The organism is Psychrobacter sp. Ps4 (assembly GCF_022129285.1).
Taxonomy (GTDB): domain Bacteria; phylum Pseudomonadota; class Gammaproteobacteria; order Pseudomonadales; family Moraxellaceae; genus Psychrobacter; species Psychrobacter immobilis_A.
The window spans coordinates 1-22,143 of sequence record NZ_JADQAK010000017.1; the positions used below are offsets into that span (position 1 = coordinate 1).

Genomic DNA, 22,143 nt, shown 5'->3' on the forward strand with positions numbered 1-22,143 from the left:
ATTGTTTTATGATGTTTGTCCTAAACATAACAATTTTATTTTGAACTGACTATATTATAAATAGTGGTTATTGGTGTTTGTATGGTCTTGAGTGAGTTTTAGCACATTTTAAATGATTGCTAGAAATGGAACTCTACATACTTGTAACGCGTTAGCCACTATAGGAACTGCTCATGAAGCCTTCTGTTCTTCCCTCTGATATCAATCTTATGGCCGCCACACCGCCGTCATCTTGGCAGCTATTTTTATCGACATTCTGCCGAAATAAAGGCGCGGTGCTTGGTTTTATTGTACTGGCATTGATGGTCATTATTGCCATCCTTGCGCCTGCCATTGCGCCCCATGACCCTTACGAGTTATTTACTGGTCAAGAGCAGTTGCCGCCTGCCTTTCTGGATGGCGGCAATACCATGTTTTGGCTAGGCACGGATGATGCTGGACGAGACACCTTGTCTCGGGTGATGTATGGCGCGCGTTATTCTCTATTTATCGGTCTGAGCGCGACGACTCTTGCCATGTTAGTCGGTGTTTCATTAGGACTTAGTGCTGCATTTTGGCCCAAGGTTTGGGGCAAAGCGGTCATGCTGGTCAATGATATTTTGATGTCTTACCCGAGCTTACTGTTGGCGATCATCATTGCCGCTATCTTAGGGCCTTCTATGACCAATACGATTATTACCATCGCTTTGGTCTGTACGCCACCTTTTATTCGTCTGACGCGCGCAACTGCGATGGTAGAGCTACAGCGTGAGTATTTTATCGCTTCACAAGTGATGGGCGCTGGTGTGCTTAGATTGTTATTTATCACCATTTTGCCCAACTGTATGGCACCGCTCATCGTGCAGGCGACGATGATTTTCTCTTCTGCTATTTTAGAAGCAGGTGCGATTGGTTTCTTAGGCTTTGGTGTACAGCCACCCGATGCAGAATGGGGCGCGATGCTCGGTACAGCACGTCAATATATTCAGAGTAATGTTTGGCTCGCTATTTGGCCCGGTGTCGCTATTTTCTTAGCCGCATTGTCAATTAACTTGACTGGTGATGGCCTACGCGATGCGCTAGATCCCAAATTAAAGCAGGTGACCTAAGATGACTGAACCATTAATTAAAATGCCTACCACTCACACTTCTATGAATGACGCATCAAAAAAAGAATCACCATTGTTGTTAGATATTGAAAATCTTTCGGTTACTTTCGGGCAAGGGGTGCGCGCTTTTCGTGCAGTCGATGATGTGTCGTTAAAGATTACACAAGGCGAAGTCATCGCAGTCGTGGGTGAATCTGGCTCGGGTAAGTCGGTCACTATGATGGCACTGATGGGGCTACTACCACCCTCTGCGACTGTGCGCGCTCAGCGAGTAGTGTTTGATAATAAAGACATGCTCAGTATGCCAGCCAAAGAAAAGCGTGGCATCATTGGCAAAGACATCTCTATGATTTTTCAAAATGCCATGTCTTGCTTAAACCCAAGCTTCACGGTTGAGATGCAACTGGGCGAAGTCTTACGTAAGCATCTTGGTTTGCGTGGTTCAGCCGTACAGACACGTATCTTAGAGCTGTTAGAGTTGGTCGAAATGCCCGATGCTCAAAACCGACTCAAGGTTTATCCACATCAGTTATCAGGCGGTATGAGTCAGCGGGTCATGATTGCGATGGCAATTGCTTGTGAGCCCAAACTACTCATCGCCGATGAACCTACCACCGCGCTCGATGTCACAGTACAAGCGCAAATCATGGACTTGCTAAGCCGATTGCAACGCGAAAAACAAATGGCTATGGTACTGATTACCCACGACTTGGGTTTGGTCGCGCAAAACTCGCGTGATGTCGCGGTCATGTATGCCGGACAAGTGGTTGAAACCAGTACCGTGCCGGAGATTTTCCAACATCCTGCGCACCCTTATACCGAAGCATTGCTACAAGCCATCCCAGAGCTGGCTATCGGTCAAGACCGTCTGAACAGCTTACCCGGTGTCGTACCCAGCCAATACGATCGCCCGAGTGGTTGCTTGTTGTCTCCTCGCTGCCCGTACAAAGAGCCTGCCTGTGAAGTACCGCCGCCCATATTGGATACTCCTAATGGCAAAGTGCGCTGTATTCATCCAGAATTACCGAGCGCACCTTCTCACCTATCCACTTCTCACGCCGCTACCTTGGAGTCACAAGTATGAGTAATAAAGTGGTCCTGAAAGCAGACAATCTACATAAACACTACCCAGTATCGCAAGGGTTGGGTAAAGCAAAAGCTTACGTTAAAGCATTGAATGGTGTGTCGTTTGAGCTTGAGGCTGGCAAGACACTGGCCGTCGTCGGTGAATCAGGCTGCGGTAAATCTACCCTTGCCCGCCAGCTCACACTCATCGAAGAGCCTACTGATGGTGAGTTATTTATCAATGATGAAGCCACCACTGGCTATAGCAGAAAAGCGCTAAAAGATCTGCGTACCGAAATCCAAATGGTCTTCCAAAACCCTTATGGTAGCTTAAATCCGCGCCATACTATTGGCTATCAGTTGACTGAGCCATTAGATATCCATACCAAACTGTCCAAAGAAGAAAAGCGTGACAAGATAAACGAGATGATGAGAAATGTTGGTTTGCGCCCCGAACATGCTGGCCGCTATCCGCATATGTTTTCAGGGGGTCAGCGCCAACGTATTGCCCTCGCCCGCGCCATGATGCTCAATCCTAAGATTGTCGTCGCTGATGAGCCTACTTCCGCGCTCGATGTATCGATTCAAGCGCAAGTCTTGAATCTGTTTATGGACTTACAGGATGAGTATCGTACTGCTTATGTCTTTATCTCGCATAACTTATCAGTCGTGCGTCATGTCGCTGATGATGTGATGGTGATGTATTTAGGTCAAGCGGTCGAGCACGGCCCGAAAGAAGCGATTTATAATGCGCCAAAACACCCTTATACCATCGCGTTATTGGCTGCGGCACCAACGGTAAACGGTCATAAAAATGATTTGACCCTACAAGGTGAGCTACCAAGTCCACTAAATCCACCAAGTGGCTGCGCCCTACATAAACGCTGCCCATATGCCAAACAGCAATGCAGCGAAGTAGAGCCACAACTGCGCGAATGGGACGGTCGATTGGTTGCTTGTTTACGCTTGGAAGAAATATATGGTTAAGAGATATTTTATGTGTAGCAGCCAATTAGCTTGCGCTGTTCTGCTAGCGATGACGGCTGCCCAAGCCAATGACTCTACTGGCTATGTCGGTGCAGGCGGTGTTGAGTATCTTAAAAATAAAAATATCAGCATGCATAGTGAAGATTTATACATCTCCAAAGATGAAGTACGCGTCAATTATGAGTTTAAAAACTTAAGCAATAAGGATATTACCGAAACCGTTTTATTTCCTATGCCAGCTGTCCCCAGCTCTACAGACTCAGATTTTGCTGATATTAATGCCACTTATGACAACTTTGAAGTTTGGATAAATGGTAAGCCTATCATTCCTAATCAGCATGTCCGTACTTTTATGCGGCCAATTGTCGTCAAAGATGGCGATAGAACCTATTCAGACACCTCTATTGATACGACTGAAATATTTAAATCCTGTGGTCTTAACGAGGCTGATATGATGGGACCTTGGACGTATCAAGTTGACACTGAATATGTCAATCAACAGCTTTTAGATTGTAATAATAAGGCACTAGATAGATTCATCTATGATAGAGAAAGTCTTTATATACCTTGGGATTCGCAGGTTATCTATAGTTGGGAGCAAAAATTCAAAGCCAATGCGACGACCAAAATCAAGCATTCATATACACCGCTTGTGGGTGGCTCAGTTCATCTAGGTGAAGAACAATTCCCAGATTTTTGCGTAGACAGTTCAACTCAGAGAGGATTTCACAAGGGTGGTGGTCGTCCCTATCATGCCTTAAGCTATATATTGACTACGGGGGCTAACTGGGCCAAACCGATTAGCAATTTCAAACTTACCGTAGAACGCGATCCTAATGAATTGGTATCGTTTTGCTGGAAAGGAAAGGGTAAAGTCAAAAAGGTAAGCGCAACAACGTTTGAGATTAAAGAGACTAACTTTGTGCCAACGCACGATTTTGATGTAGCTTTTATTATGAAGTAAAGTTTAGTTTGTAGAGTGTACCCAGCGCATCGATAAAACTTGTTTCGACGGTCATCTTGTCGCTGGGTTTTCGTGAACAAAACCAAGCAAAAAAACAAAAATATTAGCCTCAGCATCTGATGCTTTAAAAGTGGGGAAATATGCGAAGCATGGGTCGGTGTTCTTTAAAGGCTAAGCAATATTTACTACACCTCGGCACTTTGGAAACTGCGCGCACCCATAAAAGGATTGTCCTTGGCGTTCGCCTTTTTTTGCAGTGCGTTCAACCATTTCTCCATGACATTTTGGACAGGTAGGTACTTGCTCTGGAACAACTGTATGATTGGTTGCACTAGACTTGGTCGTCTCACGCTCATTAGTTTTAAGGTCATTGCGCAATAGCTCAGACTCTACAATCTCAAACGGTGTAAGAAACACTTTATCACCCATATCATATGGCGTACTTATCTGCTGAGTATTCATACTATTAGTTAGTAACTCGCTAGATTCAATCTCAGTTTGACCAGACCAGCGCTGTACTTCTCTGCTTTTCAGCGTGGCTCGTTTAGCGGTTTCTTTTATTACCGGCTCGAGTGTAGGCTTACTGGCAGTTTTAGCAATTGTTTTATCAGTGGAGTTACTGCTAGGCTGTTTGTTTGAGAGGCTATGCTTGTCTTTTAGATAGGCTTTATGCTCTCTATTGGTGCGCCAAGATTTGCTAAATCTATTGCTATTAATCTGCTCAACGATAGACTTGACCTCGTCTTCAGTCAGTATCTCATCTTGTTTCTTCTTCACATAAGAGACCATCCCACCTGTCAATACGTGTTCAGGCAACTCATCACGAGTTTTCAGCTCACACTCACCGATGAAAGCAATCATCGAATGAAAGTAGCTCAGCTCCAACCCTAATAGATCCGCGAGCGTCTTAATGTGCAGATAATTTTGGCGTAATGGGTTTTGGAATTTATACTTACTTCCATTTGGGAAAGCTTGCGTCCACTGCTTTTGCTTCTCGCTACCATATATCCAGCCTTTATAATTCTTGGTTTCGATGACAAAGATGCCGTATACAGAGACGATAATATGATCGATTTGGGTACTGCCACCATTGGCTCTTGGCAAGGTAATACCGTTTAATCGGTGATAGACATCTTTTTCAAGTTTTAGCCACATGGCGACATTGATAACGGTCTCGCCTAGAAAGCCTTTGAAAGTGGATTTGAGGGACATGGTTTTTTTCTTGAAAGTGGTTATGAAAAAATAAATAACGTTCAATATCAATATACTAATTACTTTTGGTTAAAATTACCGATCTACAATTGCTGTTCTGACGATAGTTAAACCAATGACGCCAAGCAATGCCCCTGTAACTTTATCGATGTAATAAGCAACTTGGGTAAATTTAGCGCGTACTTTGCGAGTCGACAATAGAAATATGACAGCAGTGTCCCACGCGAATACCACAACAGTCATCCAAATACCTAAGCCCAATTTGAACACAAAACTTATTTCTGGTGTCAACACTACAGTGAATAAACTGAGATAAAAGAGTAGATTTTTAGGATTAAATATTCCAGACAAAAACCCTGCAGTAAATTCTTTTAAAAAAGTTGTCTTAGGTATATTTGAATGGGCTGATTGGGCTACCTGAAATTGGTCATACGCATCTTTTCGTGCGCGTAACGCCTGTATACCAAGATACATTAAAAACAACCCACCAATGATTTTTAGCGTAATCATAATAGGTGCAGAGGCGGCTAAAATTGAGCCAACACCAATTAGACATAGACCGATGTACACTGCATTAGCAAAGGTGATACCGAGCGCAACCCCTATTGCGTCTTTACTGTCGTTCTTAATCGCACTCTTTACGATCAATACAAAATCCGGTCCAGGACTCAATAGTGCAAGAAAATGCGCCAAGCCAACCGTGATAAAAATACTCAACAAATCCCAGTTCATAATTAGTCCGTACTCTGTTTTTTTTAATTATGGACTAAATACCACTATGAATACACTGATTATTTAGCCAATAAAAAAAGCCACCAGATTTCTCTAGCAGCTTTTTTATTTATAACTTTTCTAACGGATTACACTAAACTATTCACCGCATCAACCACAGCATCAGTGGTAATGCCGAACTCTTTATACAGCTCATCTGCTGGCGCTGACTCACCATAAGTGGTCATACCGATGACCTTGCCATCTAGACCAACGAACTTATACCAGTAATCCACATGTGCCGCTTCTACTGCAACGCGGGCACGGATATTGGCAGGCAATACCGCTTCACGATAGCTAGCATCTTGCTCAACGAAAATCTCTGCACATGGCATAGAAACGACACGTACGCCAACACCATTTGCGCTTAGTGCTTCATACGCTTCCATCGCTAGGCCAACTTCTGAACCAGTAGCGATGATGATGGCTTGTAGCTCGCCTTGCTCTTTTGCCAGTACATAACCACCTTTAGTGATGTTCGCTACTTGCTCGCTATCACGGGCTTGATGTGGCAAGCTTTGACGACTAAAAATCAATGCTGATGGATTATGTTCAGACTTAATGGCCTCAACCCAAGCACTGGCAGATTCGGTCGCATCACAAGGACGCCATGTGCGTAGATTTGGCGTGGTACGTAGGCTAGTCAATTGCTCAACTGGCTGATGCGTTGGGCCATCTTCACCCAGACCGATAGAGTCATGCGTATAGACATGGATGACGCGCTGCTTCATCAATGCGCCCATACGGACAGCGTTACGTGCGTATTCCATAAACATTAGGAACGTCGCGACGTAAGGGATAAAACCGCCATGCAATGCAATACCATTGGCAATCGCAGTCATACCGAACTCACGTACACCGTAATAGATATAGTTGCCGTCAGCATCTTTCTCGATGCCTTTAGCGCCTTTGAATAGCGTGAGGTTCGAGCCAGCTAGATCCGCTGAACCGCCTAGCAATTCTGGTAATAATGGCTGTAAGGTATTGATGGCGTTTTGACTGGCTTTACGGCTGGCAACATCGCCGCCCGCTTCTTGAGTTTGCTGAATGTAGGCTTGTGCTTGGCTATCAAAGTCAGCAGGCAAATCACCATTTAAACGACGCAATAACTCAGATGCCAGTTCAGGATAGGCTTTTTTATAAGCGTCAAAGTCAGCATCCCAGTTCTTCTGTTGTACGTCGCCTTTGGCTTTGCCATCCCACGCTTCATAGATTTCATCATCTAATTCAAACGGGGCATGCTTCCAAGACAATGCATCACGAGTCAAGGCGATTTCATCATCACCTAGTGGTGCACCATGACTGGCTGCTAGACCTTGCTTGTTCGGGCTACCCGCGCCGATCGTGGTTTTGCAAATCAGAAGACTTGGTTTAGTAGTCTCTTTAAGCGCTTGTTCAGTTGCTTGCGTGATCGCATTAGCATCATGACCATCGACTTTGATAACTTGCCAGCCATACGCTTCAAAGCGCGCTTGCGTATCATCTGTGAACCAGCCTTCGACATTACCATCGATAGAGATGCCATTGTCATCGTAGAAGAAGACCAGCTTGCCAAGACCTAACGTGCCAGCTAGTGAGCAAACTTCATGACTGATACCTTCCATCAAGCAACCATCGCCTAAGAACGCATAGGTATTATGGTCAACAATGTTGTGGCCATCACGATTGAACTGGGCGGCTAAAGTTTTTTCTGCAATCGCAAAACCAACGGCATTGGCAATACCTTGTCCTAGTGGACCAGTCGTGGTTTCGATACCTGGTGTGTAGCCAAGCTCAGGGTGACCAGGGGTTTTTGAATGCAACTGACGGAAACCTTTTAGATCATCAACGCTGACATCATAACCAGATAAATGCAGCAATGAATAAATAAGCATCGAGCCATGACCGTTCGATAATACAAAGCGGTCACGGTTGTGCCACTGTGGATCGGTTGGGTTGTGCTTCAGAAACTTGCGCCACAAAACTTCGGCAATATCAGCCATACCCATTGGCGCGCCTGGATGTCCAGAGTTGGCTTTTTGAACCGCATCAAACGACAGTACACGGATGGCATTGGCTAATTTACGTTCGCTAATTGGAGCTGGCATAGAGTGTCCTAGTATTGGGCTAAGAGGAGAGTTTACTCAAAGGAGTATAAGCATAAGGACGCCAAATGCGCCCCTAAGTTATAGACTATAAAATCAAAGTGTAATATTAACATATTTGCTATGAGGCTAGCTAAGAATGCGGTGACAAGACCGTTTATATTTAGCAATGACTCACATCAGTTTTGTTAAACTATAAGCAGTGATAGGTTTTGATTTAAGTGATAAGTAACAAGCTGCGAGCGACCTAAACGGCAAGCAGCTCATTACCTACAGACCATTTATTAAACTGAAATAATCTCAGCACCGCCCATAAACGGACGCAATACTTCTGGAATGGTGATACTACCATCAGCATTTTGATGATTTTCCATCACGGCAAGCAGCGTACGACCCACTGCCAAGCCTGAACCATTTAGCGTGTGTGCTAAGCTGGTTTGTTTGCCATCCTTGACACGCGTACCCATACGGCGCGCTTGGAAGTCGCCACAGTTAGAGCAGCTTGAGATTTCACGATAGGTATCTTGGCTCGGTAACCATACTTCGATATCATAAGTCTTTTGTGCTGCAAAGCCCATATCACCCGTACATAACTGAACGGTGCGGTATGGTAGGTTCAATTGCTGCAAGATGTATTCGGCTTGTCCAGTCATTGCTTCTAATAAATCATCAGACTGTTCAGCCGTGGCAATATTGACCATCTCAACTTTTTCAAACTGATGCTGACGAATTAGACCACGAGTATCACGACCATGAGAGCCCGCTTCACTACGGAAACAAGGCGTATGCGCGGTAAACTTAAGCGGTAATTCACTGATGTCCAAACGCTCGCCACGTACCAAGTTGGTCATTGGCACTTCAGCAGTTGGAATGAGATAAAAGTCCATGTCTTCATTGTTTGTATGATTTTTGAGCTTAAACAAATCATCTTCAAACTTAGGCAGCTGTCCTGTACCTTTGAGACTGTCTGAATTCACAATATAAGGCACGTACGTTTCAAGATAGCCGTACTTCATGGTATGGGTATTGAGCATAAACTGAATCAGGGCGCGATGCATTTGCGCCAACTGTCCTTTTAGTACATTAAAGCGGCTACCAGTCAGCTTGGTCGCGGCTTCAAAGTCGAGCATACCAAGTGTCTCGCCAATATAAGTGTGATCTTGAATCTCGAAGTCAAACGTACGAGGCGTGCCCCACTTGCGCACTTCTACGTTATCATCTTCTGACGTACCCACTGGCACATCGGCTGCTGGAATATTTGGAATTTGCATAGCAGCTTTGTTGATACGCTCTTGTAAAGTGCGCAGCTCGTCTTCGGCTGTTTTAATCTCACCGCTGACATTCTGCATCTCAGCCAATAGCGCACTGGCATCTTCGCCTGACTTTTTCAAAGCACCCACTTGCTTAGCACCCGCATTACGGCTCGACTGCAACTCTTCGGTTTTGATCTGCAAAGATTTACGTTCTGACTCAACCGTTTGCCAAAAATCTATGTCAAGTGCATAACCACGAGTGGCCAGTTGCTGTTGTAAATCGCTTAAATCGCCGCGTAAGAGTTTTGGATCAATCATAATAGTTGCCTGTAACGCTAGAAGTGAGGAAGAGGTTCGAAAGTGTTATTTTTAAAGATACTGTTTTTAAAGGTGCTGATTTTATCAAAATAAGTGATAGCCGCTATAATACCAAGACACAGCAGATTTGACCATGTTTTGACCTCTGCTGATTGAATTTTCATTTATTACTTTCATTATCCGTAGCCAGTTACATTTGCTTTAAATGCGTCTCTTAAAGTTCAGCTTACCTCAATAAGCCTCGCCCATCTTTGTTAAAACCATTAATATCACCTCTATCAACGAACAGAGCGGCTTATATGTTTCATTTAGGGGTACTTTTCGGTAAGATAAGCGCATACCTTTTATTCGACTTCTAGCCAAGTACGACGTAGCTGCTACGTTTTGTCGATTTAAACCCAACACTTTCAATACAAGTATTTGAGAAACCTTTATGGCCTTGTACCCCTATACGCTACAACCTGTCGCCTTAAACCTAACTGAGGCAGAATTTCACCAAGCACAATACGAGCTATTTGCCAGTGCCAGCCCTTCTTTCGGTCTAAAAAGTATCAAAACGAAAGAATGGATCATTATGGCGGTAACCGTGGTACTAGCGATCGCAGGGTTGGTTTTTGTGACAGGCTACTCAACCATTATCTTTTGGCTGATGCTAGTTTCAGTTGTCATTTATTTACTGGTTCGTACCCTTGGCTTTAAATGGTATGTGAAAAGAGAGTTTGACAAGCAGGTGGCCGATCAAGAGATGCCAGACGAGATGCGTCAGATGAAATTGGGCGTACAAAAGCATGGCCTCGTCATGGCGATGCCAGTGAATCAGCCTGACACATTTAATAACAACCAAATGCGCGGCATGCAAATGCGAGCAGGCACGACCCAGCAAGCCGTCATTCCATGGTCAGCTGTCAAAAGCTGGGATGAGACGGACGACTATATCTTTATGATGTTTGAGATGAAAGGTCAACAAGGCAGCCAAATTGTGCCAAAACGCTTAGAAGCACAGAAGTTTCCGATCGATACGGTACGTCAGCATTTGCAAGAAGTTATCCCCGTTAAAGGTTTAAATCCTGAAAACTTACAGCCGCCAGCATAAAATAGTAGAAGACTTCTTTATCGCTTATTATATGAGCGATAAAGAAATGATCAATAAAAAATACTTTTTATAAAACCGATCATAATTATAAATTTATTGAAATTAACTTATCGATAGTGCTCTGCTATTATAATAGCTATCAAAAGTAAGGTGATAATTGCTCTAAATTATATGAATGTATAGTTATGATTTTAGCTTAAGCTGACGCCATTCTATATGGCAGTTTTATCATACTATTTTCTAAGATTGTTACTTTTTAAGGCTGAAAAGCGTTAATATATTAAAGAGCATAGTAATGTAGCACACGAGTTGCTACACTTCTCATCTTCTTCATTTAATGTTTTATATCAACACTCAAACTATAAGGATAATATTATGAGTAACGCTACTAATCAAATCGGTCTAGAAAAAGCTGACATGAGCGAAGTCATTGCACAACTAAACAATTTATTGTCAACTTACCACGTATTTTATTTAAACGTCCGTGGCTATCACTGGAATGTAAAAGGTGAGCATTTTTTCACCTTGCATCCAAAATTTGAAGAATTGTATACTGCGCTACAATTACAAATTGATGAAATTGCTGAGCGTATCTTAACTTTGGGCGGCACACCGCTGCACGCTTATAGCGATTTTACTCAGCATACTAGCATTCAAGAAGATAAAAACGTCAAAGATGGCAATGCTTGTGTGAAAGGTGTGGTAACTGGTTTACAAGCTTTAATTACAGAGCAGCGTAAAGTATCTGCTCTAGCAGCAGACAGCGAAGATCAAGGGACAGCTGACCTCGTAGATGCCTATGTACAAGAGCAAGAAAAGCTCATCTGGATGTATAACGCCTTTTTGGGTTAATCATTACTAATGAAACAGTACATCACTAAAATCTAGATCATAAAAAAGCACCTACTTTAGGTGCTTTTTTTGTGCTTGCTGTTGCTAATGAAACCTTACTTTTGCATCCATTGACGCATTTTTTCGCGCTCAGCAGGCGTGGCTTGTAACCAAATTTGCATAAATTGATCTAAGGTATTAGCAGATGAATTAACGCTAGTGGTTTGCTTAGTAGTCGCTACCGTACCCGTATTCACATTTGGTTGATCTAATGCGGCAATCGCACGCTGATTCTGTAGCTCTGCATCACCTGCCCCGCCAAACACACCGCCGAACGCCTTGCCTAAGCCTGATAACAATCCACCTTGATTACCAGCGATACCTTGCTGACTTGCAATCACAGTATTGTTTTTCTCTACTGCCAGTATCGGACGCTTGGCATATTCTTTAGCTGCTGCATACTCTTCTGGCTGATTCGGCATGGTCAGACGATAGGTTTGATTGTCCGCCAATTCTGCCGTCACGCTCACATTACCCGAACGCAAATAATCATGCTCATCACGGCGCAAGTCATATAAACGGTCATACTTCGCAGTAATCGCATGTTGACCCGGCTGAAGCGTGAACTTTTTAGTCAATGGTTGAAAAGCGCTCTGCTGCACTTCTTGCCCATTGATAGCCGTGACTTTGATATGGTCATCAACCAGTAGCGTTACTTCAGCATGCGACAGCATAGAGACCGAGCCTGCACCAATAAGCAACGTGCTGATGGTCAGTTTTTTTAGCAAAGAAACATTGGATTTCATAAGTGATTCCATTAATAGTGAAAACGTTTTGGCAATAGTAAAAGCGCTTTGGATAAAAGACTTTAGTTGTTAATGCTAAAAATCGAGTGGCATCGTATGTTGATCTTGTTCCGCTGAATCGTTATCTACTTGTGTCTCTTGCGCAATATCAGCAAGCTCTGCTGCTAGTGTCTGCTCATCAATGGTACGCAATGCGTCAGTGATGACTGCTTTGGATATATTGCTACGCCCAAGGTTCGAAAACATCGGCTGAATATAATTGAGTACTTCCATCATCGCACCGATGCGATGTGGTCCTTCAGTAAGCAAATAATCAATAATTCGATCATCAAACTGCCAACCTCGTCGACGCAAGATAGATTGTAATAACGCCTGACGGTCAGCTAAGTCATGACCATTGGGTACTTTAAACGTAGGTGCTTGTGCCAAACGAGTCAGCAAATCCCTCAATTGAAAGGGCAAATCACCAGCAGGCTTATTGGCTGCAAACAACAATTGACGCTGACCTTCACGACTGCGGTTAATCAAATGAAATAAGGCTTCTTGCCATTGACTGCTTTGCTCCAGCACCTCTAAATCATCGATCGCGATTAGATCGAAGTTTTCTAGAGAGGAGAGGACGTGCACATCGGTATGAATCAACTCATTGAGTGACAAACAAATCGCGGACTTGTCCATCTCAATAAATGACTCACAGATAGCAGATAATAAGTGCGACTTGCCCGTAGCAGGACTGCCAAATAGGTACAGCTGACCGATCAGGCCGACATGTAGTTGCCGCACTGCATCAATAATCGACATCCAACCAGGACCGGCGAAGTCACTTAGACTTGCATCATGCTTAATGTCCAGATTGAGACTTAGCTGTGCTTCTGCCATGAATCATCAACTCGTTTTGCGTAATGCAATAAATAAAAGGATAAATTATTAATAACTGTCTTTGAGGTACTCTTATACTACCTGATATAAACGTGCTGCGTTAGCATCTCGTCATTTTAATCAGGAATATATCTGAGAATCACCTAATCGAAAGTCATCTTGTTAACGACCAACTGGATAACGGCTGATACTGTCAATACTGCGCCTATATATAACATATTTGCAAAATGACTGACAAGTCTTTTACCTATTAAGCCTTATCCATCACTGTTTATCCCTCACACCATTTACTATTAATTCCCCATGGCTCTATCAATTTAACGATAAAGTTATTATCTCTTCTCAAACAAAGCCAATTGCTTACGACCTTTATAAAAATCTGTCGAACGATAGTAGATGTATAAATGGCGAAACAGTACATTAAGCACGGCAGACACTGGCAGTGCGATGAGCATACCAACAAAACCCAATAAGCTTGCGCCTGCCAATACGGCAAAAATCACCCAAAGCGGCGATAGACCTATCTTATCACCCAATAGTAACGGCTGTAGAATATAACCTTCGGCGGCTTGCCCAACTAAAAACGCTCCGACGATCAGCGACAAATACGTCCAATTTAGCCCAAACTGGAACAGGCAGGCGATAATGGCAGCGATAAAACCAATGCCAAAACCCAAATAAGGAACAAAGCTAGCAATACCGGCAACCATACCAATAATAAGCCCAAGCTCAAGCCCAATAAGCTGTAATTGCACCGCATAAATAGCACCCAATAATACCATCACCAATAGCTGACCTTTGATAAATGCCATCAATGCAAGGTCACACTCTCGAGCAATCTGAATGACTTTTTTACTATACGCAGCGGGAATCGCCAGCTTCCATGTTTGCAGACGCTGATCCCAATTAAATAAGAAATAAAAGGTAAGAATCGGTACTAGCACAATGAGTCCTGCATTATTGATGAAGTTCATGCTCGACACCAATATTTGGTTCATCATGGTACTGGCATCTTCAAACTTATAATTGGTCTGCATGTATTCAACCAATGTCTCAGAAAACCCTTTAGACTCCAACTCTGGCAGATTGATACGACTGTTGTTAACGAACCATTCACGTACGACTTCATTATACCAAGTTAAGACCTTAGGCAGATACTCCCACGCCGCTTGCAACTGATGCCACAAAGTCGGTATAAACCACCAAAGCAGTAGCACCATTCCTAAAGTGATGGTGGAATAGACAATGATAATCGCCACCCAGCGTTTGATATACTTCGATAAGCGTTTGACCAACGGATTGAACAAGTAAGCCAGTACGAAAGCAAAGACAAACGGTATAATGACTGGCATCATCAAATACAGTAATAATATACCCACCACCATCGCAACGACAATAAATAAGCGCCGAAAAAAAGGATCTATTGGTTGGTTCATCATGACAAGGAATCCTATGATAGGCTGATTTAAGATGGGAGCATAATTGAAAGAAATGATACGTCTTATCGTACAACAACGGTGTAATAGCGAACTGTTATCGACAATAAATTTAGCGTTCTATTATCGCAGAGTACAGCAAAAAATCCGTCATTTTTTGTTTCTTAACTTTTTATTTACCACTTAAAGTCAGTCTTCGTGAAATATCCGCCAAATATCCGCAAGTTGCTTTGCGAGTAAGGGTCATTTTTGGGTATAATGTGCGCACTATATTCAGAATTAACACGACCAACTCGATTTTCTACTGACAGACCTTCATTCCCTATAAAATTTGTGAGATGACCATGAGTAACAAGCCTTCTTTAAGCTACAAAGATGCTGGTGTTGATATTGATGCTGGCGATGCGTTGGTACAACGTATTAAATCAGTGGCAAAAGCCACCTCTCGTCCTGAGGTTGTGGGCGGACTTGGCGGCTTTGGAGCGCTTTGTCGTATACCAACTGGTTACACCTCTCCTCTACTCGTGTCGGGCACTGACGGCGTCGGTACTAAGCTCAAGCTGGCATTACAACTGAATCGTCATGACACTATCGGCATTGATTTGGTCGCCATGTGCGTCAACGATTTATTGGTGTGCGGTGCAGAGCCATTATTTTTCTTAGATTACTATGCGACTGGCAAGCTTGATATTGATGTAGCAGCGACTGTAGTCACAGGTATTGGTGAAGGCTGTAAGTTATCAAACTGTGCGCTGATCGGCGGCGAAACGGCTGAGATGCCAGGCATGTATCAAGACGACGATTATGACTTGGCTGGATTTTGTGTCGGTGTGGTCGAAGAAGCGGAAGTCATCACTGGCGAAAACGTCGCAGAAGGCGATGTATTGATCGCTCTTGCTTCAAGTGGTGCACACTCAAACGGTTATTCATTGGTGCGTAAAGTCATCGAAGTCAGCGGCATTGATGTGACTACTAGCGATGAGCAATTAGATGGTCAGCCTATCCAAGACGCGTTAATGGCCCCTACTCGCATCTATGTTAAAGCGATTAAAGCGCTACAAGATACTCTTGGTAGCTCAGCGCTGCATGCAATGTCACATATCACTGGTGGCGGCTTAACCGATAATTTACCACGTGTATTACCAGAGAATTTAGCTGCTAGCATTGATACGACTAGCTGGCAGTTCTCAGAACTATTCACTTGGTTACAAACCCAAGGAAATATTGAACAAAGCGAGATGTACCGCACCTTTAACTGCGGCGTTGGTTTTGTCATTGTCGTGCCTAAAGATAAAGCAGATGCGGCCATTAGCACTTTAAATGAGGCTGGTGAAAAAGCTTGGCAATTAGGCGAAATGGTGAAGCGTGAAGCGGACGCAGTGGTGTACCGTTAATGTTAGACAGTCAAAAAAAAATTGATAATAACCCTTTACGGATTGCTGTACTGGTCTCTGGTAGTGGTAGCAACTTGCAAGTACTGATAGATGCGATGCAAGCTGGCGCGCTGCCGGTTGAGATTGTTGGCGTCATTAGCAACCGCGAGGATGCTTATGCCGTCACCCGTGCAAAAGACGCTGACATTCCAGTGGCAGTATTGTCACATGTTGCTAGCGGCAAACGCATGGGAATCAAGACTTTTGAGACTCATGCCAGCAGCCAATTAGCATCATGGCAACCAGATCTCATTGTGTTAGCTGGTTTTATGCGTGTCTTGAGTGCAGATTTTATCGATAATGCACCAGCGCCGATGATTAATTTGCACCCCTCTTTATTACCTATCTATAAAGGCCTTGATACCCATCAGCGTGCGATACAAGCAGGTGAGCGACATCATGGCTGTAGTATTCATGTCGTCACCGCTGAGCTCGACGCGGGTACTGTTTTGACCCAAGCGCTGTTAGAGATACATCAAAAAGACACTGCCGATAGCTTGCAAGCACGCGTGCAAAAGCTTGAGCATCAATTGCTCCCTTGGACGATTTTATTATTGGCCAAAGGCGCACTCTCGCTAGACCATGCTCAAGCAGCCAATCAACAAAGTATGTCTTTACCAATGCTACCATTAAAACTATATTTGAACGACTGAGTAAATAGCGACAGTCACAAATTATCAGGCACTAACTGTCAAACTTAAACTCTTCGCATAAAAAAGCCCAGTCACTCAATGAATGACTGGGCTTTCTAATAGCTATCTTTAAAATCTTCTAAAGCATATTAATCCCGAAGACGTCAGCTATTATTGACTTTTATGAACATGTAACCCTTTAATATTTACAAATTCTTTGATACCAAAACCGCCATGCTCGCGACCATGACCTGAGTTTTTCACTCCACCAAATGGCAACGCTGGATTTGCAAGACCGTAACCATTGATATAGACCATGCCCGTATCAAACTCTTCACGCGCTAGGCGAATGGCTTTGTCTTCGTCTTTAGAGAAGATAGCACCGCCCAAACCGTAGCGACTGTCATTGGCAATGCGTAATGCATCATCTTGGTCTTTGGCTCGTATTAATGAGGCGACAGGACCAAATAATTCGTCATCATAGGCAGGTTGTCCTTTTTCGACATTCTCCAAGATAGTTGCTGGATAAAAACTGCCTTTACCTTCTGGCAATTGACCACCAACAGCAATCGTTGCGCCTTTTGCCACACTGTCTTCTACTTGCTCATGCAATTTTTCTTGTAAATCTTTGCGGGCTAATGGACCAAGATCAGAGGCATCATCCATCGGATCGCCAGATTTAGCGTCTGCAAACTTTTTGACAATGCGTTCACGGAAATCATCGTATAAGCTATCAACAACGATAAAGCGCTTAGCGGCGACACAAGTTTCACCATTATTAATGAGACGCGCTTGGGTACAAGTTTCTACCGCTAACTCTACATCAGCATCTTCTAAGACAATAAAGGCATCGTTTGAGCCTAATTCTAGCACCACCTTTTTAATGGCTTTTGCTGCTTGCTGACCCACAATGCTACCAGCGCCGTCGCTACCTGTCAGTGTGACACCGCGCACTTTGTCATGACCGATTAATGCTTCTGATTGGTCGTGATCGATTAAAATCGTACGGAACAAATCATTTGGTAACTCTGACTCATGGAAGATTTTTTCGATTAACAAGCCTGAACCAGTCACGTTTGACGCGTGCTTGAGTAAAATACTATTACCTGCCATCAGATTTGCGATGGTATAACGGAATACTTGGTAAGCAGGAAAGTTCCATGGCTGCATGCCATAGATGACACCGATAGGCTGATAGGTCACAATACCTTTTTTCAAGCCTTCAATATCACGTTCATCGTCAGCAAGTGCAGCCACCCCTTTTTCTGCGGTATAGTCGCAAATTGCTTTACACAAATCTATTTCTTGCAAACTCTGACTATAGAGCTTGCCACGCTCCTCAGTCATGAGTTCAGACAATTCTTCTTTATACTTGAGCAATGTCTCACCGATAGAATTGATGACTTTTGCACGCGCTTCATGGCTGGTTTTACGCCATTCAGTAAATGCTTGGTGTGAGGATTCAACAATCTTGTTCACCTCATCATTACTCATATAATCGTATTCTTTGATCGCTTCGCCCGTTGCTGGGTTTATAGTAGTAATATCTGCCATGATTATTATCCTTATTTATTCAACTATTTTATTGGTTTAAAAATTGATCGCTTAAACATCTGAAAACTTAGAAACACATAAACCTTAGAAACACATAAACCAAGAATGGTCATTTTTATAAACGCATCTGGTTAGATTGAACAACTTCTTCAACGATTTTATGAAATCCGATACTGTCGTATAACTTAACAATAGGCTATGTATTTGTCTTTTTTCTTAAGTGGGATTTATCATAGCAAAATGTCCAACGAGTAGTTTTACAAGTTATAAAGAAGTGTTCGTAAGATGTTAAGAATGTGACTGACTGATTTATTGGGTCGGAATATTGGACGATATTTTTCAGCAAAATTACGCCAATAAAAAAACCAGCGCTTGGGCTGGTTTAATAAATAAGCAATCGATAACCAAAAACAAATGGCTTAAAACAAATGATTCATCACAGGAATTTCTTGTGGTGGATTCTCTTCTTCGTCAACAATTTGACGAGCCACATGCATGATAAGCTGACGCAGCCAACGATGAGCGGGATGATGCTGCAACAAAGGCGACCACGCCATTGTTAGCTCAAATTCAGGGATAAAAAATGGTGGCTCGACCATCATGATACTGTCGTTATTAGCCTGCATTTTTGCCACACGCGTAGGCAAAGTTGCAACCAAATCTTTATTGGCTGCAAGCATGGCTGGCATTTGATAGTGGCGGGTAAAAACACTGATTTGACGTTTTTGACCTAAACGTTGCAGTGCTTGATCAATTGAACCTAGGCCACCAGATTTTTCTGGATTGACACCAAATCCCACACCCATACCAGTTTTAGAGACCCAAACGTGCTGCGCCTTAAGATAATTTTTTAGATTAAAGCGATGAGCATAAGGACTGTCAGAGGACAATAAACAGCTAAAAGTATCACGCCAGACCAAAACTTGATGGAAACTTTGCGGAATTTCATTAAAGCGGTTAATCGCCAAATCCACTCGCCCCTGCTCCATATCACGATATGAGACGTCCGATGGCGTCAAGAAATCCAAGATGACATTTGGTGCCTCTGAACGCAATGCTTTGACCAATTTTGGTACCAATGTCGCTTCAGCATAGTCTGAGGTCATGATACGAAAAACGCGCGAGGTACTATAAGGACGAAATTCTGTGCGTGGCTCTAATACTTGTGTCAAATCCGCCAGTATCTCACGAATGCGTGGTTGCAGCTCAAGCGCACGCTCAGTTGGCGTCATGCCTTCGGATGAGCGTACCAACAATGGATCATTAAATAGCTTACGCAGCCGGCGCAAAATATTACTCATCGCAGGTTGGGTAATGCCAAGCTGCTCAGCTGCACGAGTGACGTTTTTTTCTCGTAACAACACATCTAGATGTACCAATAAATTTAAATCTACCCGCTGCAAATTCATATATGTCTCTTTACCTTAAAATAAATACCACTACAAACGCGGCGTTTTTTGCCCTGTTATTTAGTATAAATCATCTATAACAGCATGAAACAAGGACAATTTTATATTAATTATTTTGATATACGCTTATTATAACTGAAATCATTCATCATAAGTCATTGTTTTATATGTACTATCATAAAATTAAATACCCAAGATAATAATCATAAACTAGATAAATCAAGGCAACCTAGCTATAGTGGCTAGCAAGCGCTTAATCAGTCCTTGTTTAATATTAGGCAGTCGCCGTGCGTTTTGATGGATTGACGACCACAGGTATTTTATCGCATTTTCATGCGGAAATACGGACATAACCTTTATTACGCAAACTTAATTTTTTGCTCTCATTTGTTTTTAAGCTTGAATTAGTAGTTGGCACTTTTTAGGGCAATAAGCACTTTAACAGTCAAAAAAGGCTTATAAAAAAGCGCATTCAACCTAAAACGAAAGACCCAATAATAAAAGCTGACCAATTCGACAGGTTTTATTTGCTTTTATCATAATTTTCTTATAGTTTAGTAGAGATTGCTAACGCACAAGGTTTATATTTTAGATTTTCACTTCTGCCAGCATCTTTCTACATATATCAAAATTACCTCAATACTTGTAATTTTCTAAGTTACTAATTTTCACCACCCCAAGGAGACATAGATGTCAACTGCATATAAATCAGCGATCGACTTAGTACGTGAATTAAAGCAAAAGCACGGTAACTGGCAGAATATCAGCGAAACCGATGCGGCACGTATGATGTCACAAAACCGTTTTAAAACGGGCTTAGATATCGCCAAATATACTGCAAAAATCATGCGTCAAGACATGGAAGACTATGACAATGATACGTCTCAGTACACGCAGTCTTTAGGTGCATGGCATGGTTTTGTGGCTCAACAAACCATGTACGCTAAGAAAAAATATTTTGGTACTACGTCTAAAACTTACATCTACCTATCAGGTTGGATGGTTGCAGCCCTTCGCTCTGAGTTTGGTCCTCTTCCTGACCAATCTATGCACGAAAAAACCTCTGTACCTAAGCTAATCGAAGAAATCTATACCTTCTTACGTCAAGCTGATGCTAAAGTATTGAACGACTACTTCCGTGAGCTAAATGCTGCAGAAGAAGCGGGTCAAGATACCTCAGCCATCCTAGAAAAAATCGAAAACTTTGATTCACATGTTGTGCCAATCATTGCTGACATCGATGCAGGTTTCGGTAACGAAGAAGCCACTTACTTGCTAACTAAGCAAATGATCGAAGCTGGTGCTTGTGCTATTCAGGTTGAAAACCAAGTATCTGACGCGAAGCAATGTGGTCACCAAGCAGGTAAAGTCACTGTACCGCATGAAGACTATATCGCAAAAATCAACGCTATTCGTTATGCATTCTTAGAGCTTGGTGTTGAAGACGGCGTTATCGTTGCTCGTACTGACTCTGAAGGCGCGTCACTCACGCAAAAAATTCCAGTATCAAATGAGCCAGGCGACCTTGCTTCTCAGTACATCGATTTTATCGAGATGGAAGAAGTCACGCTAGAAAACGCCAAAGAAAACGACAGCTTGCTTAAGCATAACGGCAAATTAGTACGTCCAGTTCGTCTTCAAAATGGTCTATATCAATTCCGTGAAGAAACGAACATCGACCGTGTTGTACTTGACTGTGTAACTGCTCTAGAAAACGGCGCTGATCTACTATGGATCGAAACACCGACTCCAGACGTCGCACACATCAAAATGATGGTTGATCGTATTAAAGAGCAACAGCCAAAAGCTAAGCTTGTATACAATAACAGCCCATCATTTAACTGGACGCTTAACTTCCGTAAGCAAATCATCGCTCAGTGGGAAGAAGAAGGCAAAGACCTATCTGCCTACAATAAAGATGACTTGATGAGTGCTGATTACGATGGTACTGAACTTGATACCGCAGCTGACGAAGCGGCTAGAAACTTCCAACGTGATGCATCACGTGAAGCAGGTGTATTCCATCACTTAATCACGCTACCTACTTATCACACCACTGCGCTTAGCGTGCATGAGCTTGCTAAAGGCTACTTCGGTGAAGATGGTATGCTTGCTTATGCTGCTGGCGTACAACGTAAAGAAATCCGTGAAGGCATCGCTTGTGTTAAGCATCAAGCAATGGCTGGCTCTGACCTTGGCGATGATCACAAAGAGATCTTCTCTGGTGAAAACGCCCTTAAAGCTGGTGGCGGCAAGAACACGATGAACCAGTTCTAATCACCGACCACTTATAAGTACATCTCGTAAGTACCAGTTATAGAGAAAGCC

18 protein-coding genes are annotated in these 22,143 nt (G+C 43.0%); 9 read left to right on the forward strand and 9 right to left on the reverse strand.

Features of this window, described 5'->3' with window-relative positions:
• Nucleotides 1-173: 173 nt before the first annotated feature.
• Genes I3252_RS10285 through I3252_RS10300 form a run of 4 tightly spaced genes read left to right on the forward strand, consistent with a single transcriptional unit; the run spans nt 174 to nt 4,104 of the window.
• Complete coding sequence (locus I3252_RS10285; protein ID WP_193008727.1) at nt 174-1,088, forward strand: ABC transporter permease subunit; 915 nt, start codon at nt 174-176, stop codon at nt 1,086-1,088.
• Between the two features lies 1 nt (nt 1,089).
• Nucleotides 1,090-2,172, forward strand: coding sequence for an ABC transporter ATP-binding protein (locus I3252_RS10290; protein WP_238035125.1), 1,083 nt, complete (start codon nt 1,090-1,092; stop codon nt 2,170-2,172).
• Nucleotides 2,169-3,140, forward strand: coding sequence for a peptide ABC transporter ATP-binding protein (locus tag I3252_RS10295; protein ID WP_238035126.1), 972 nt, complete (start codon nt 2,169-2,171; stop codon nt 3,138-3,140). Before I3252_RS10290 ends, I3252_RS10295 begins: the two co-directional genes overlap by 4 nt.
• 10 nt (nt 3,141-3,150) lie before the next feature.
• Entirely contained in the window at nt 3,151-4,104 is a 954-nt protein-coding gene (locus I3252_RS10300) for a DUF4424 family protein (protein WP_238035127.1), read from the forward strand.
• A 171-nt stretch (nt 4,105-4,275) separates the two neighbouring features.
• Here the strand turns inward: I3252_RS10300 and I3252_RS10305 are convergent, their stop codons facing one another.
• The 4 genes from I3252_RS10305 to serS all read right to left on the reverse strand — a co-directional run bounded on the left by I3252_RS10305 (nt 4,276) and on the right by serS (nt 9,742).
• The gene (locus I3252_RS10305) at nt 4,276-5,316 is read right to left on the reverse strand and encodes an NERD domain-containing protein (protein WP_238035128.1); all 1,041 of its coding nucleotides are present in this window, start codon (nt 5,314-5,316) and stop codon (nt 4,276-4,278) included.
• Between the two features lie 75 nt (nt 5,317-5,391).
• A complete protein-coding gene (locus tag I3252_RS10310) occupies nt 5,392-6,048 on the reverse strand; it encodes a LysE family transporter (RefSeq protein WP_055125127.1) in 657 nt (218 codons plus the stop codon).
• Between the two features lie 128 nt (nt 6,049-6,176).
• Nucleotides 6,177-8,174: a transketolase gene (gene tkt / locus I3252_RS10315; protein ID WP_238035129.1), complete on the reverse strand. Its 1,998-nt coding sequence runs from the start codon at nt 8,172-8,174 to the stop codon at nt 6,177-6,179.
• A 281-nt stretch (nt 8,175-8,455) separates the two neighbouring features.
• A complete protein-coding gene (gene serS, locus I3252_RS10320; RefSeq protein WP_238035130.1) occupies nt 8,456-9,742 on the reverse strand; it encodes a serine--tRNA ligase in 1,287 nt (428 codons plus the stop codon).
• A gap of 433 nt (nt 9,743-10,175) precedes the next feature.
• Between serS and I3252_RS10325 the strand changes: the two genes are divergently transcribed.
• Nucleotides 10,176-10,835 carry a YcxB family protein gene (locus tag I3252_RS10325; protein WP_045453124.1) on the forward strand — a complete coding sequence of 220 codons (660 nt, stop codon included), beginning with the start codon at nt 10,176-10,178 and terminating at the stop codon, nt 10,833-10,835.
• A gap of 375 nt (nt 10,836-11,210) precedes the next feature.
• Nucleotides 11,211-11,687, forward strand: a complete 477-nt coding sequence (locus I3252_RS10330) for a Dps family protein (RefSeq protein ID WP_045453127.1) — start codon at nt 11,211-11,213, stop codon at nt 11,685-11,687.
• 95 nt (nt 11,688-11,782) lie between these two features.
• Here the strand turns inward: I3252_RS10330 and I3252_RS10335 are convergent, their stop codons facing one another.
• The 3 genes from I3252_RS10335 to I3252_RS10345 form a co-directional block, all read right to left on the reverse strand.
• Entirely contained in the window at nt 11,783-12,472 is a 690-nt protein-coding gene (locus I3252_RS10335; protein ID WP_238035131.1) for a DUF2057 family protein, read from the reverse strand.
• A gap of 75 nt (nt 12,473-12,547) precedes the next feature.
• Nucleotides 12,548-13,351: a DnaA regulatory inactivator Hda gene (gene hda / locus I3252_RS10340; RefSeq protein WP_060491634.1), complete on the reverse strand. Its 804-nt coding sequence runs from the start codon at nt 13,349-13,351 to the stop codon at nt 12,548-12,550.
• 332 nt (nt 13,352-13,683) lie between these two features.
• On the reverse strand, nt 13,684-14,790 hold the full coding sequence (locus tag I3252_RS10345) for an AI-2E family transporter (RefSeq protein WP_238035132.1): 1,107 nt from the start codon (nt 14,788-14,790) through the stop codon (nt 13,684-13,686).
• A gap of 341 nt (nt 14,791-15,131) precedes the next feature.
• On the opposite strand from I3252_RS10345, the gene purM reads away from it, so the two are divergent.
• The gene (gene purM, locus I3252_RS10350; RefSeq protein ID WP_201502675.1) at nt 15,132-16,181 is read left to right on the forward strand and encodes a phosphoribosylformylglycinamidine cyclo-ligase; all 1,050 of its coding nucleotides are present in this window, start codon (nt 15,132-15,134) and stop codon (nt 16,179-16,181) included.
• The gene (purN, locus tag I3252_RS10355) at nt 16,181-16,873 is read left to right on the forward strand and encodes a phosphoribosylglycinamide formyltransferase (protein WP_201502676.1); all 693 of its coding nucleotides are present in this window, start codon (nt 16,181-16,183) and stop codon (nt 16,871-16,873) included. Before purM ends, purN begins: the two co-directional genes overlap by 1 nt.
• Before the next feature lie 150 nt (nt 16,874-17,023).
• Here purN and I3252_RS10360 read toward each other — a convergent pair whose 3' ends face one another.
• Both I3252_RS10360 and I3252_RS10365 read right to left on the reverse strand, forming a co-directional pair.
• Nucleotides 17,024-18,406 (reverse strand): NAD-dependent succinate-semialdehyde dehydrogenase, encoded by a 1,383-nt coding sequence (locus I3252_RS10360; protein ID WP_238035133.1) that lies wholly within the window; start codon nt 18,404-18,406, stop codon nt 17,024-17,026.
• Nucleotides 18,407-18,825: 419 nt separating this feature from the next.
• Nucleotides 18,826-19,815 (reverse strand): LysR family transcriptional regulator, encoded by a 990-nt coding sequence (locus I3252_RS10365; RefSeq protein WP_045444529.1) that lies wholly within the window; start codon nt 19,813-19,815, stop codon nt 18,826-18,828.
• 690 nt (nt 19,816-20,505) lie between these two features.
• Here I3252_RS10365 and I3252_RS10370 point away from each other — a divergent pair.
• Nucleotides 20,506-22,092 (forward strand): isocitrate lyase, encoded by a 1,587-nt coding sequence (locus I3252_RS10370; RefSeq protein ID WP_045444527.1) that lies wholly within the window; start codon nt 20,506-20,508, stop codon nt 22,090-22,092.
• The last annotated feature ends 51 nt before the right edge of the window (nt 22,093-22,143 follow it).

Excerpts from the sequence above, each read along its gene's own strand:
- I3252_RS10370 (WP_045444527.1), top strand. The coding sequence starts at position 20,506 with ATGTCAACTGCATATAAATCAGCGATCGACTTAGTACGTGAATTAAAG.
- serS (WP_238035130.1), bottom strand. The coding sequence starts at position 9,742 with ATGATTGATCCAAAACTCTTACGCGGCGATTTAAGCGATTTACAACAG.
- I3252_RS10295 (WP_238035126.1), top strand. The coding sequence starts at position 2,169 with ATGAGTAATAAAGTGGTCCTGAAAGCAGACAATCTACATAAACACTAC.
- purM (WP_201502675.1), top strand. The coding sequence starts at position 15,132 with ATGAGTAACAAGCCTTCTTTAAGCTACAAAGATGCTGGTGTTGATATT.
- I3252_RS10325 (WP_045453124.1), top strand. The coding sequence starts at position 10,176 with ATGGCCTTGTACCCCTATACGCTACAACCTGTCGCCTTAAACCTAACT.
- I3252_RS10305 (WP_238035128.1), bottom strand. The coding sequence starts at position 5,316 with ATGTCCCTCAAATCCACTTTCAAAGGCTTTCTAGGCGAGACCGTTATC.
- hda (WP_060491634.1), bottom strand. The coding sequence starts at position 13,351 with ATGGCAGAAGCACAGCTAAGTCTCAATCTGGACATTAAGCATGATGCA.
- I3252_RS10310 (WP_055125127.1), bottom strand. The coding sequence starts at position 6,048 with ATGAACTGGGATTTGTTGAGTATTTTTATCACGGTTGGCTTGGCGCAT.
- purN (WP_201502676.1), top strand. The coding sequence starts at position 16,181 with ATGTTAGACAGTCAAAAAAAAATTGATAATAACCCTTTACGGATTGCT.
- I3252_RS10335 (WP_238035131.1), bottom strand. The coding sequence starts at position 12,472 with ATGAAATCCAATGTTTCTTTGCTAAAAAAACTGACCATCAGCACGTTG.
- I3252_RS10290 (WP_238035125.1), top strand. The coding sequence starts at position 1,090 with ATGACTGAACCATTAATTAAAATGCCTACCACTCACACTTCTATGAAT.
- I3252_RS10365 (WP_045444529.1), bottom strand. The coding sequence starts at position 19,815 with ATGAATTTGCAGCGGGTAGATTTAAATTTATTGGTACATCTAGATGTG.
- I3252_RS10345 (WP_238035132.1), bottom strand. The coding sequence starts at position 14,790 with ATGATGAACCAACCAATAGATCCTTTTTTTCGGCGCTTATTTATTGTC.
- I3252_RS10300 (WP_238035127.1), top strand. The coding sequence starts at position 3,151 with ATGTGTAGCAGCCAATTAGCTTGCGCTGTTCTGCTAGCGATGACGGCT.
- I3252_RS10330 (WP_045453127.1), top strand. The coding sequence starts at position 11,211 with ATGAGTAACGCTACTAATCAAATCGGTCTAGAAAAAGCTGACATGAGC.
- I3252_RS10360 (WP_238035133.1), bottom strand. The coding sequence starts at position 18,406 with ATGGCAGATATTACTACTATAAACCCAGCAACGGGCGAAGCGATCAAA.
- I3252_RS10285 (WP_193008727.1), top strand. The coding sequence starts at position 174 with ATGAAGCCTTCTGTTCTTCCCTCTGATATCAATCTTATGGCCGCCACA.
- tkt (WP_238035129.1), bottom strand. The coding sequence starts at position 8,174 with ATGCCAGCTCCAATTAGCGAACGTAAATTAGCCAATGCCATCCGTGTA.